Below are 11,949 nucleotides of genomic sequence, written 5' to 3'. Positions count from 1 at the left end.
TGCTCCTCCTTTATCCTTCCCACACAAAACCAGATTTCGCAATGTTCACTTTCCCGTTAAAAACGGTCTTGGCTTCTTTGCGAAGGTTGTCATGCACGCCGAAATGAGGCAGATGGGTCAGAAGCAGCTCGCCCGCTCCCGCTTCTTCTGCAATTCGCCCTGCTTCCAAGCTGTTCATATGGCCTGCGCTTGTCCCGTCTTGATCAGCATAAAAATTACATTCTGAGATCAATAAATCAGCGTTTTCCGAAAACGGAATAAATGAATCCTGATAGCTGGAATCAGCAGTATACACAACAGTATGGCTGCCGTCAGTAATCCGCATCGCATAACAAGTCACCGGGTGAACCGTTTTTAAAAAGGTGATCGTAAACGGACCGACAGTCAGCTGCTGATCAGGCTGATAGGCAATCCCTTTCGTATGCGTTTTATATGTAAGCTTTTGAAACTGTTCTATATCAGCATCATGTCCGTAAATCGGAAGCGAGTGCTCTCCTTTGCCGAGGAATGATCCGACTTGCTTCGCAAATTGCAGCGGCCCGATGTCGGCAATATGGTCATGGTGATAATGAGACAGAACCACCGCGTCCAGCTTTTCCGCCGGGACATATCCAAACAGCTTAGATAACACGGCACTTCCGCAGTCCACTAACAATGAAAAATCCCCCGATTGAAACAAGTAACCCGACGTCGCTTCATTTGCGGCCGGAAAACCGCCGTAGCATCCGATAACTGTAACTTTCATAATGTCCTCCTTCTTTTCAAAGAAAATTGATCCTCCTTCAATATACCCATTTTTCTAAAAAAAAGCATGTTTTAAACATTGTATCAAAACAGATGTTGAATTTCACTTTCTGTTATATTACAATGAAAACATTACAAAGGGGAAAGAGGGATTGGTTATGCTAGGGAAAATTACTGAATTTTTTAGAAACCTGCCTTCGAAAAAGTGCGCGGAATGCGGAAAAAAGATTGATGAGCAGCATGAGTGTTATGGTAATATTTGCAACGACTGTATAAAAGTAAGCGATATGTAAAGGGGCGAAAATCTCACGCATACAGTGTGAGATTTTCTTCATTCTTCTAACTTCTCTTTATATTGAAATAATAGTCAGGTTGGGTCAAAGCTCACCTGTTTTTAGATAATTATGGTGATTCACTTTATATTTTTGAATATTCTATATTTTCAAAATATAATTTACTATAGACGAACCTATTTCTTATCTATTATAATTTGATCTAATAGTGAGATTAAATATATGTCTATTCATGATATATGTTGATACTTTGTTTTTTGGGAGGTAATCTATGAAAAGAATTAGGTTTGGATTAGCCACGCAAATATTCGTTGGACTTATTCTAGGTGTTATTGCTGGCGTTATTTGGTACGGCAACCCAGCACTGCCTACTTATCTGCAGCCAATCGGGGATCTCTTTTTACGCTTAATCAAAATGATAGTGATTCCTATTGTTGTCTCCAGTTTAATCATCGGTGTAGCCGGAGCTGGAAATGGAAAGCAAGTTGGTAAATTAGGCTTCAGAACAATTCTGTACTTTGAGATCATTACGACCTTTGCCATCATTCTCGGACTAGCCCTTGCAAACATCTTCCACCCGGGTACAGGAGTTAATATACACGAAGCTCAAAAAACAGACATCAGTCAATATGTTGAAACAGAAAAAGAACAAAGCAATAAATCAGTGGCAGAGACATTCCTGCACATTGTGCCGACAAACTTCTTCCAATCCTTGGTCGAAGGGGATCTTCTTGCCATCATCTTCTTTACCGTACTATTTGCATTGGGAATTTCCGCGATCGGTGAAAGAGGCAAGCCAGTGTTAGCCTTTTTTGAAGGCGTTTCCCATTCGATGTTCCATGTGGTAAACCTTGTGATGAAAGTAGCGCCATTCGGGGTTTTTGCTCTAATCGGAGTTACTGTCTCTAAATTCGGACTCGGTTCTCTTCTATCTCTCGGAAAGCTTGTCGGATTGGTATATGTCGCACTTGCTTTCTTCTTAATCGTCATTTTTGGGATTGTCGGAAAAATTGCCGGTATCAGCATCTTCAAATTCCTGGCTTACATGAAGGACGAAATTTTATTGGCGTTCAGTACGTCCAGCTCTGAAACCGTTCTTCCGCGCATCATGGAAAAAATGGAGAAAATCGGCTGTCCGAAAGGTATTGTGTCTTTCGTTATCCCGATTGGATATACGTTTAACTTAGACGGCTCCGTTCTCTATCAATCTATTGCAGCGCTGTTTCTTGCACAAGTATACGGCATTGATTTAACAATTTGGCACCAAATTACGCTTGTATTAGTTTTGATGGTGACATCTAAAGGAATGGCTGCCGTTCCGGGAACTTCTTTTGTCGTCTTGCTTGCAACACTGGGCACGATCGGTGTTCCGGCAGAAGGACTTGCCTTTATTGCCGGTGTAGACCGCATTATGGACATGGCACGTACAGTTGTAAACCTGACTGGTAACGCACTTGCTGCCGTTGTCATGTCTAAATGGGAAGGCATGTTTAATCCTGCAAAAGCGGAAGCTGTCATGAGCCAATCTAAAGCAGATCAAAACGCAACCATTTCCGGTTAATCAAAAAGCCTGCGGGGTTCTCAACGCCCCGCAGGCTTTTTTTAATCTTGGACAAGCTCAAACAGCTCTGTAATCAAAACAGTGTCCTCATTCAGTTCCATTTCGCCATTTTTGATCAGCTCGGCCCATGCTCTTCGATGGTCCTCTTGAAATTCATCAATTCGGTCTCCGTTGCCCTCTCCTTTGACTAACCTCATATCAGGCGCTCCAAAGGTCGTTTCAAACACATCTGTCACTTTTATATTGCATCTCGGATGATCATGTTTATCATAAACGGTTACAAGCTGTCCCGCTGTTTGATATACATCACTCAGTTCATCTTTTGAATATAATGATTTCGGCGCGCAGGTGGCCGTTTTTTCTCCAGCAAGGATTTGCTGGATCAGCTGTTCTCCAAGACCTTCATCGCCTTCCCAGCCGAAAGTGCTTTTCAGTTCATAGATTTTCATTTGTTTTCTCCCTCTTATACCATCGGTGATTGCACATAATAATACAGGAGCTTCGCTGTATGGCGGAGAGAAGACTTATGCGTGCGCTCAAAAGCGTGCGAAGCGTCAATTCCCGGCCCGATCAGGCCGTGCACAATATCATGCCCGGATTTGATCGCTGCTGAGGCGTCCGACCCGTAATACGGGTAAATATCAAGCTTATAGTCAATATGGTGCTTTTCAGCTAAATCGACCAAATGCTTTCTCAGCTGATAATGATACGGACCGCTCGAATCCTTCACACAAATCGAAACCGAATATTCGTCTGTCGCCTGGCCGTCGCCGATAGCCCCCATATCCACCGCCAAGTATTCAACAGTTTCAGCAGGAATATTAGAGTTCCCGCCGTATCCGATTTCTTCATTATTAGAAATCAGAAAATGAGTCGTATACGGCAGTTCAATTTCTTCTGTTTGAATTTGATGGATTAAGCGAAGCAACAAGGCCACACTTGCTTTGTCATCTAAATGGCGTGATTTAATGAATCCGCTGGATGTGATCTCAACACGGGGATCAAACGAAACAAAATCTCCGACGCCAATGCCAAGCTCTTCCGTATCCTTACGGCAGTGTACAGGCTCATCCAGGCGGATTTCCATATTCTCTTGATTGCGCTCCGCTTTTCCCGCGTCTTTGTACACGTGCACAGACGTTTGATGCATTAAAATGGTGCCCGTATACGTTTTCCCTGAAGCCGTTTCAATTTGGCAATACTCCCCTTCGATCGAGTTATAGCGGAAACCGCCGATCAAATCGATTTTCAGCCGGCCGTCAGCTTTAATTTCTTTCACCATCGCGCCCAAGGTGTCAACGTGCGCCGTCAGCATTCGGTGACGGGATGTATCGCGGCCCGGAAGCGTGGCGATCAAACCGCCCTTATGGTTCAGAACCGTTTCGACCTTCCATTCTTTTAAAAGGTTTTCAACGTATTTGATCACCTCATATGTATTCCCTGTCGGACTTGGAATAGAAACGAGTTCTTTAATCAGCTCCATCGTTTTACGAACGGACGTCATAGGACATTCCTCCTTTTATTTTCTATTTAAAATATACTCTTTTCCTGATAGACCCGTCCAATCTTTTCCTATCAATCTAGCATATGCTGTAGAGAGCATGGGAAGAGGAGGGATATCTATGTGCTGTCGTCATTCACATGAACGGAAACATCATTGTAATTTTTGGTTTGATGATTTTTGGTTCTTTGACGAGTGGTTCGATAAGGATTTCCACGACCATTGCAAGAAAGAGAAAGAATGCCATGACCCTTGCGAGAAAAAGAAGAAAAAGAAAAGACATTGCTCTTGCAAAAAACGCTGCCACTCTTGCTGTCATTGCTAAGGACTGAGTCAGAAATATTCTGATACCCCATGCCTAAACGAATATTTCATTTTTCCAAGCGGGCTGTTACTGCTGCTTGGATTTTTTATTGAAACAGCCTTTTTGCCTTTACAATCCAAACCACTGATGCCGCGGCTATCCCAGCAACGATGAGTTCAACAGCCGCCGCATGTTCTATCACTCCTTTTTGGTATAAAACCGCCGGTACATTAAACAGCCCGTGTAAGAGAATCGAATACAGCAAAAACAGCGGCCGGCGGCTTTTAACCGCATACAGCACAAGCAGTGACAGACCGATTTGAACAGAGATGGCGCTGATTCTTTCAATTCCGCCGAGCAGCCATTCATACGAAGGTGTATTCAGCAGCTGCGCCTGAATCGGCATAAGTGCCTGCTTCACATCTTGATTAATCAATAGCTGTTCAAAAGTGCCGCTATTGATCGCAAAAGCGTACACGATAAGCGTAATGCTGGACAAGCCGGTTATTAGTATCGCCTCCAGACCGCCGTGGCCCGCTCCGAAGGCCAGACCGTCCGCCCAAGAAAGACGGCGCTTCATAAAGAAACGCATCATGATATACCTTCCGCACTCCTCAAAAATCCCGGCCATCAAGCATCCGTAAATGGCATACCAGACTGGATGCTTCATCACTTCTTTCGTCGTTTCATTCATTTGCAGCACATAAACATGAACGCCGCCCTCCAACAGCTGAGCAAAGACAAAAAACGTAAGAGCGCCAATAAAAAACACCTTAATCGGAGCATGATACTTTCGCCTAAACCATATCATCAGTCCGATCGGCAACAAAAACGCAATAACCCCGGAAATAATCATAGAGGCTATCGCTCCTTGACTGACCATTTTTTTCCTCCTTTTCTGGTTTTCTACTGACAGTTTCTCTTTTTTTATCAAAAATCCTCTTTTTAGTACCAGATACTAATATCTAGTGTTATAATCTGATAATAAAAGGAGTTGTGTTATTATGTCAAAAGCAAACATTACAGCAATCGGCACCTATGCGCCGACCCGGCGTTTAACCAATGCGGATCTGGAAAAAATCGTAAATACGTCTGATGAATGGATTGTTCAGCGCACAGGAATGAGAGAACGGCGGATTGCCGATGAGCAGCAGTTCACTTCAGACTTATGCATTGAAGCAGTCAAAGATCTCAAGAGCCGTTACGAAGGAACACTTGAAGATGTGGATATGATTCTCGTCGCCACAACAACAGCAGATTATGCCTTTCCGAGTACGGCTTGCCGGGTGCAGGAATATTTCGGCTGGGAGAACACCGGCGCGTTAGATATCAATGCGACATGCGCAGGACTGACATACGGTCTCCATTTGGCAAACGGATTGATTACATCCGGGCTTCATCAAAAAATTCTCGTCATCGCCGGAGAAACATTGTCAAAAGTGACTGATTATACAGATCGAACGACATGCGTTCTGTTCGGCGATGCTGCGGGCGCACTATTGGTTGAACGAACTGAAGAGGCACCGGGATTCCTCGCTTCCGTCCAAGGAACATATGGAAAAGGTGCAGATATTTTGTATAGGGCAGGACTGCGGAGCGAACTCAACGGCATGCCGCTTGCGGATTCCGGGAAAATGGTCCAAAACGGACGCGAAGTGTATAAGTGGGCCGCAAGAACCATTCCCCGTGAATTTGAACATCTTTTACACAAAGCAGGGCTCAGCCGTGATGATCTTGATTGGTTTGTTCCCCACAGCGCCAACTTGCGCATGATCGAATCGATTTGTGAAAAAACACCGTTTCCGATTGAACAAACACTCACCAGTGTCGAATACTACGGAAATACATCTTCAGTCTCTATTGTTTTGGCCCTTGATCTGGCAGTGAAAGCCGGGAAGCTGAAAAAAGACCAAACCCTGATGCTTTTCGGATTCGGCGGAGGATTAACGTATACCGGACTTCTGATTAAATGGGGATGTTAAATCAAAAAAGACCTTGTTTCCTGAGAAACAAGGTCTTTTTCATTAGGAAGCCGGCTGTTCTTCTGAAGTGTCTTCCTTCCGGCTTAAGATCGTAAAGTAGGTAATGCTCAGCGCGATCATGACTAGAGCAATGCCGATTAAGACACCGGCCATCTGCCACATGTAGCCGAAATCTCCGTTTGAAATCACCGCTCTGAACCCGTTTATGCTGTAGGTCATCGGCAGCGCGCCATGGATCACCTGATAGAAATTCGGAAGCAATTCTAATGGGAAGGTTCCTCCGCTGGCCCCGAGCTGCAGCACTAAAATAATGACTGCAATAAACCGGCCCGGATTGCCCATCGTCGTGGCCAAAAATTGAATCATCGCAAGGAAAGCGAGACTCGTAATGATCGTAAACACGTAAAATCTCCATGTGCTCTCCACCTCGAGCCCGATTCCCAGAAGAAGAACTGTCGCCACAATCAGTGATTGAATGATTCCTACCAGCATCATGACGTTAAATTTACTGAAGAACCACTCAAATCCGTTTCTCGGACGGCCTGATGCTTCTTTCAGCGGGAATACGACCGTCAGCATAATGCCGCCGACATACAAACCCATTGATAGGATATAAGGCGTCAGCCCTGTTCCGTAGTTAGGGACGGAATGAATCGCGTCGTCATTAGTTTTGACCGGATCCGCAAACATACCGTATGTTTTATCATCAGCGCTGATATCCCCTGTTTGATCAGCCGCATCATTCAGCTTATTAGACAGCTGTCCTGTGCCGTCCAATAGCTTGCCTAAACCTGTATCAAGCGATTCAGATCCCTCAGCGAGTTTTGATGATCCATTTTGAACTTGTTTAGAACCGTCTAACAGTTTCAGTAAGCCGCCCGACACTTGGCTGCCGCCTGTCACCAATTGTTCTGAGCCCGCTTTTGCTTTTGCAAACTGTTTATTGTATTCTCCAATACCGGCTGTCAGTTTATTTTGGCTATCTGTGATCTGCTGTGAACCGTTGTATATCTTCTCGGTTCCTTCAGTTAATTTGTCAATTGCATCTTGCGTCGCTTTTGCACCGTTATAAAGCTTAGATGTAGCTTCCGGCATTGCTTTCAGCTGTGCCGCCTGCTCTTTTACATCTTCCAGAGAGGCTTTAATTGTTGAAATGTCAGGAAGCTGGTCCACTGAAGGGAGCCGGCTAATGATTTGATCAAAATCAGGCGCATCTACTTGCGGAAGCTTCTTCTCAACAGAATTGATCAGCTGGCTTTTTTGCTCCGCTGTTAAGAACTCGCTTGAATTGATCACATTTTTAAATGCCTGATCACGGTTTTTTAAGCTGTTTTCAAACTCTGTCAGCTGCTTTTTAAATTGGTTCATGGCAGTTTCAGATTTTTCAAGGTTGCTGACAGCTGTTTCAAGCTGTGTCAAATCGACTGCGTTTATGACCTTCTCTGCTTTTTCTACTTTCTGTGAAGCCTCCGCGGCCTTTGTATTAAGCTGATCCAGACCGTTTGTAATCTTTGGAAAGCCCTGCTGCAATGTCTGCTGCCCGGCTAGAAGTTCATTCAGCCTTCCTGTCAGCTCACTTGATCCCGCGGCAATTTTTCCTGAATTTTCATAAATGGTATTGCTGCTGTCCTGGAATTTGCCGAGCGAGCTGTCAAGCGATTGAATGCCGCTTGTTACTTTAGCTGCTCCTGCTGCAAGCTGTGCCGTTTTGTCACTGATTGTCGCAGTGCTTTCTGTCAGCTTCTCCAGATTTTCTTTCAGCTGGGCGCTTCCGTTTTTCGCGTCCTTAGTGCCGTCATCAATTTTTTTCGCTCCGCTGCTCGCGTCGCTGAGACCTTTGGCAATATCTTTAAAGTTATCAAAAATCACTTTCGTATATTGCTCGGTCACTTCTTTAGAAACAGAAGCTTTCAGTTTATCAATCGCTTTTTCGCCAATCGTTGCTCCTACATAGTTTGAACCGGCATTCGTATGGTATTTCAAATCCAGTTTTTTCGGATTTTTATCCATTACAGTGCTGGCGTTTTTAGAAAAGTCTTCTGGAATCTCGACTACTAAATAGTATTTTTGATTTAATAAGTCCTTTAACGATTGGTCGAGATCAGTGGAAAAATGCCAGTCAAAGCTTTTATTATCTTTTAATTCTTTTACCAGATCATCACCGATTTGTAGCTTTTCTCCCTCATATGTCGTTCCTTTATCCTGGTTGACGACAACGACAGGCAGCTGGTCAACTGTGCCGTACGGGTCCCAATAGGCCTTTAAGAAAACACCGCTGTAAATAAGCGGGACAAACAAAATGGCGATGATGGGAATCAATAATTTTTTACTCGTTACGATGTCTTTCCATTGACTTCGTATTGTGTTCATCCTGATGCCTCCATTCTAAAACTGACTCATCATTAAAAATGGTCATTTTCTTGTAAAGAGAAAGGATTATCTAGTTGGCTGACAATCCTTTGACAACATACAACTCAAGCAGTTCCGCAATCGTTTCTTTATCAAGCGGGGGATGCTGTTTTTCCCAATCAAAAATGAGCGCGATATAAAGCTTCAACATGACAAAAGCCGTCAGCTCAGGATCACACGGCTTGATATCTCCGTTTTCGACACCCTCTTCTATCTTATTTTTAATATAAGAAAGAATGGAACGCTCCATTTTCTGAATCACGTCCTGAACTGCCATTGTACCAATCTCAGCATTTTCTTGAAAAATTTTAATCGTCAGCTGATGTGTTTTCCTGAATTCAAGAATGGCAAACAGCGCTCTGTGAACATTTTCATGGAACGGGAGATCAGGCTCCATCGCTTCGTCAGCTTTTTGCTTCATTTCTTTTAATAACGTAGAGAAAATATCATCAAACAGCTCTTCTTTATTTTTGAAAAACGTATAGATGGTTCCTTTTCCCACGTTCGCAAGCTTCGCCACCAAATCCATTGTCGTCGCTTTATAGCCAAACTGTGTGAAAGACTTTGTGGCAGCCTCCAAAATGAGCTTTTTTCGATCTATTGACATTGTATATCACCTCAAAACTGACCATTTGAACATTTTAGTCAATAAGTACATATGCAAATGTATCATACCATGCTGAACAATTCAAACATTTTTTACACAATATTGCCATCATCTAGGCACAAAAAACCCCCGTACGAGGTACGGAGGTTTTTAGTTGAATAAATATTTCAGCGCGTCTGACACAGCTGCTTTTCCTTGATCGATACAGTCCGGGATTCCAACACCCTCGAAGGATGCGCCCGTCATGTACACACCAGGATATGAGGAAGCCAGCGCTTCACGGAGCTCATTGATACGGCGTTTATGGCCGACATGGTACTGAGGCATGCTTTCATGCCAGCGCGTGACACATGTCATTTCCGGCTCACCGTTGATTTTCATTACTTTCTTTAGGTCTTCCAGTACAATGTTGATAATGTCGTTATCTGAGAGGTCGACGATGGATTCGTCTCCGGCTTTTCCGACATATGCCCGAAGCAGTGTTTTTCCTTCCGGCGCTGCGTGCGGCCATTTTTTGTTCGTCCACGTACAAGCTGTGATCGCGAAATCACTGTTTCTTGAGATGACAAAGCCCGTGCCCTCATGCTCCATTTGGACGGCGCCTTCCGGGAAGCCCAAGGCGACATTCGCCACAGATGTGGAATGCATGTTTTTCAGATTTGCAACAGCCGGCAAATCTGAAATCATTCCTGCGGCAGCTTTATGCGGGGCTGTTACAATCACAGATTCGGCATCAAGGGATACGCCGTTATCAAGATCAAGCGAGTAGCCCGTGCCTTCTCGGCTAATCTTAGTAACCTTTGTGCCTTTGTATACCTTTGTCAGCTTTAGTTGACTTTCGATCTCTTCGACAAGCGTCTGCAAGCCTGTTGTCAGCGTCTGAAACTGCCCTTGTTTTTTGGCTGTCAGCTGCTGGCCGGAGCCTTGAGGTCTTGTTTTTTTCATCCCAAGGATCAGGCTTCTGTGCTTTTGTTCCGTCTGATAGAATTGCGGGAATGTTGACATCAGGCTGAGTTTGTCGATATCACCTGCATAGATGCCTGATAAAAGCGGCTCGATTAAATTCTCGACAACTTCATCCCCGACACGTCTGCGGAAAAATTCTCCCAGTGACTGATCCTCTTTTGATTTACTTGCGGGCAGGATGAAATCCATTGCAGCTCGCGCCTTCCCTGACAGAGAAAACAGCCCCGTTGACACGAACGGCGCGATTTTTGTCGGTATTCCCATTACAGCCCCCTTCGGCATCGGATGCAAAGTGCGGTTGACAAGCACGTAAGATTGTCCGGTCGCATTGTTCACAAGCAGATGGTCAAGACCTAAGTCTTTGACAAGCTGCGGAGCGCTTTTTTTCCGTTCCAGGAATGAATCAGGCCCTCTTTCGATGATATAGCCGTCCTTCTTGACTGTCTGGATTTTTCCGCCTACTCTCGGACTTGCCTCAATAAGCGTCAGCTCAAGCGGCAAATCTTTGTCTCTGATTTCTTTTTCCATGTAGAAGGCGGCGGCTAAACCGGTAATGCCGCCGCCGATGATGACTACATGTTTTTTGCCGTCACTCATGTTCATCGCCTTCTTTAACGTCCTAATTTTTTCAAAACGACTGTTGCTAAAGCATCAATAAATGCCGGCTTAGCGTTTGGCATTTCCGGCCGGTAATAGCTGGCGCCGATATCGTCAGTCACCACTTTGCATTCATAGTCATTGTCATAAAGCACTTCTAGATGGTCCGCGACAAATCCGACAGGCGCATATACAAATGCTTGATAGCCTTTTTGTTCAAATAAATCACGTGTCAGATCTTGCACGTCAGGTCCGAGCCACGGATCAGGCGTATTGCCTTCACTTTGCCAGCCGACAGCGTATTCAGATACGCCTGCGCCTTCAGCGATCAGCTTCGCGGATTCATGAAGCTGATCCGGGTACGGATCTCCGTACTCTTTAATTTTTTCCGGAAGGCTGTGCGCGGAAACGATGAGCATCGCGTTTTCTCTTTCTTCCTTCGGCATTGACGCGTACGTGTCCTTCACTTGGTCAACCCAATATTTCACAAACTTCGGTTCATCGTACCAGCTTTCGACAGACGTAATTGTTAAGCCCCCGAGTTTTTCAGCCTCTTCCTTCGCACGTTTGTTGTAAGACTGCACGCTGAATGTGGAGAAGTGCGGTGCCAATACAAGGCTGACCGCCTCTGTAATGCCGTCCTTATGCATCTCTGCCACAGCGTCTTCAATAAACGGCTCGATATGCTTCAGCCCGATATACGCTTTAAACGTAATCTCATCCTGAATCTCGTTTAAGTGCTGTTCAAGCTTATAAGCCTGTTCTTCTGTGATTTTGGCAAGCGGCGAAATGCCCCCGATTGCTTCATATCTGTCTTTCAGATCCTGAAGCATTTCAGGCTCAGGCTTTCTGCCTCTTCTGATATGTGTATAATAACGCTCTATATCTTCTTCTTTGTAAGGCGTGCCGTACGCCATAATGAGAAGCCCCATTTTCTTTTTACCCACTGTTTACACCCTCTTTAGATGATCTATCACAAAACAAT

12 protein-coding genes are annotated in these 11,949 nt (G+C 44.6%); 3 read left to right on the top strand and 9 right to left on the bottom strand.

Translation table 11 applies throughout. The features are described 5' to 3' along the window. Positions 1-10: 10 nt before the first annotated feature. Positions 11-745 (bottom strand): MBL fold metallo-hydrolase, encoded by a 735-nt coding sequence (locus NSS75_RS05840; protein WP_095713699.1) that lies wholly within the window; start codon positions 743-745, stop codon positions 11-13. Positions 746-902: 157 nt separating this feature from the next. On the opposite strand from NSS75_RS05840, the gene yhfH reads away from it, so the two are divergent. Next, positions 903-1,037: a protein YhfH gene (gene yhfH / locus NSS75_RS05835; protein WP_024120799.1), complete on the top strand. Its 135-nt coding sequence runs from the start codon at positions 903-905 to the stop codon at positions 1,035-1,037. Between the two features lie 271 nt (positions 1,038-1,308). Next, positions 1,309-2,598: a glutamate/proton symporter GltT gene (gene gltT / locus NSS75_RS05830; protein ID WP_024120798.1), complete on the top strand. Its 1,290-nt coding sequence runs from the start codon at positions 1,309-1,311 to the stop codon at positions 2,596-2,598. 41 nt (positions 2,599-2,639) lie between these two features. Here gltT and NSS75_RS05825 read toward each other — a convergent pair whose 3' ends face one another. The 4 genes from NSS75_RS05825 to NSS75_RS05810 form a co-directional block, all read right to left on the bottom strand. After that, entirely contained in the window at positions 2,640-3,047 is a 408-nt protein-coding gene (locus NSS75_RS05825; RefSeq protein WP_101863797.1) for an ASCH domain-containing protein, read from the bottom strand. A 14-nt stretch (positions 3,048-3,061) separates the two neighbouring features. After that, positions 3,062-4,102, bottom strand: a complete 1,041-nt coding sequence (locus NSS75_RS05820) for a M42 family metallopeptidase (RefSeq protein ID WP_106020612.1) — start codon at positions 4,100-4,102, stop codon at positions 3,062-3,064. A 133-nt stretch (positions 4,103-4,235) separates the two neighbouring features. Beyond that, the gene (locus NSS75_RS05815; RefSeq protein ID WP_081638270.1) at positions 4,236-4,418 is read right to left on the bottom strand and encodes a hypothetical protein; all 183 of its coding nucleotides are present in this window, start codon (positions 4,416-4,418) and stop codon (positions 4,236-4,238) included. A gap of 91 nt (positions 4,419-4,509) precedes the next feature. Beyond that, positions 4,510-5,286, bottom strand: coding sequence for a YhfC family glutamic-type intramembrane protease (locus tag NSS75_RS05810; RefSeq protein WP_024120794.1), 777 nt, complete (start codon positions 5,284-5,286; stop codon positions 4,510-4,512). A 121-nt stretch (positions 5,287-5,407) separates the two neighbouring features. Here NSS75_RS05810 and fabHB point away from each other — a divergent pair, with 121 nt between their 5' ends. Further along, positions 5,408-6,385: a beta-ketoacyl-ACP synthase III FabHB gene (gene fabHB / locus NSS75_RS05805; protein WP_326323255.1), complete on the top strand. Its 978-nt coding sequence runs from the start codon at positions 5,408-5,410 to the stop codon at positions 6,383-6,385. A 42-nt stretch (positions 6,386-6,427) separates the two neighbouring features. Here the strand turns inward: fabHB and NSS75_RS05800 are convergent, their stop codons facing one another. The 4 genes from NSS75_RS05800 to hemH form a co-directional block, all read right to left on the bottom strand. Beyond that, entirely contained in the window at positions 6,428-8,755 is a 2,328-nt protein-coding gene (locus NSS75_RS05800; protein ID WP_339236450.1) for a YhgE/Pip domain-containing protein, read from the bottom strand. 70 nt (positions 8,756-8,825) lie between these two features. After that, the gene (locus NSS75_RS05795; RefSeq protein ID WP_010333611.1) at positions 8,826-9,401 is read right to left on the bottom strand and encodes a TetR/AcrR family transcriptional regulator; all 576 of its coding nucleotides are present in this window, start codon (positions 9,399-9,401) and stop codon (positions 8,826-8,828) included. Positions 9,402-9,551: 150 nt separating this feature from the next. Then, entirely contained in the window at positions 9,552-10,964 is a 1,413-nt protein-coding gene (gene hemY, locus NSS75_RS05790; protein WP_216394562.1) for a protoporphyrinogen oxidase, read from the bottom strand. Positions 10,965-10,978: 14 nt separating this feature from the next. Next, positions 10,979-11,911, bottom strand: coding sequence for a ferrochelatase (hemH, locus tag NSS75_RS05785; protein WP_106020617.1), 933 nt, complete (start codon positions 11,909-11,911; stop codon positions 10,979-10,981). Positions 11,912-11,949 lie beyond the last annotated feature (38 nt).

It is taken from the genome of Bacillus sp. FSL K6-1012 (genome assembly GCF_037964915.1).
GTDB classification, from domain to species: Bacteria; Bacillota; Bacilli; order Bacillales; family Bacillaceae; genus Bacillus; species Bacillus halotolerans.
The sequence above is the reverse complement of the archived record's forward strand: the minus strand, read 5'-3'. Positions and strand labels throughout refer to the sequence as shown.

Bases quoted from the DNA above. Each gene is read 5' to 3' on its own strand.
- hemY (WP_216394562.1), bottom strand. From the start codon at position 10,964: ATGAGTGACGGCAAAAAACATGTAGTCATCATCGGCGGCGGCATTACC.
- NSS75_RS05820 (WP_106020612.1), bottom strand. From the start codon at position 4,102: ATGACGTCCGTTCGTAAAACGATGGAGCTGATTAAAGAACTCGTTTCT.
- NSS75_RS05825 (WP_101863797.1), bottom strand. From the start codon at position 3,047: ATGAAAATCTATGAACTGAAAAGCACTTTCGGCTGGGAAGGCGATGAA.
- gltT (WP_024120798.1), top strand. From the start codon at position 1,309: ATGAAAAGAATTAGGTTTGGATTAGCCACGCAAATATTCGTTGGACTT.
- yhfH (WP_024120799.1), top strand. From the start codon at position 903: ATGCTAGGGAAAATTACTGAATTTTTTAGAAACCTGCCTTCGAAAAAG.
- NSS75_RS05840 (WP_095713699.1), bottom strand. From the start codon at position 745: ATGAAAGTTACAGTTATCGGATGCTACGGCGGTTTTCCGGCCGCAAAT.
- NSS75_RS05795 (WP_010333611.1), bottom strand. From the start codon at position 9,401: ATGTCAATAGATCGAAAAAAGCTCATTTTGGAGGCTGCCACAAAGTCT.
- NSS75_RS05815 (WP_081638270.1), bottom strand. From the start codon at position 4,418: ATGACAGCAAGAGTGGCAGCGTTTTTTGCAAGAGCAATGTCTTTTCTT.
- NSS75_RS05810 (WP_024120794.1), bottom strand. From the start codon at position 5,286: ATGGTCAGTCAAGGAGCGATAGCCTCTATGATTATTTCCGGGGTTATT.
- fabHB (WP_326323255.1), top strand. From the start codon at position 5,408: ATGTCAAAAGCAAACATTACAGCAATCGGCACCTATGCGCCGACCCGG.
- NSS75_RS05800 (WP_339236450.1), bottom strand. From the start codon at position 8,755: ATGAACACAATACGAAGTCAATGGAAAGACATCGTAACGAGTAAAAAA.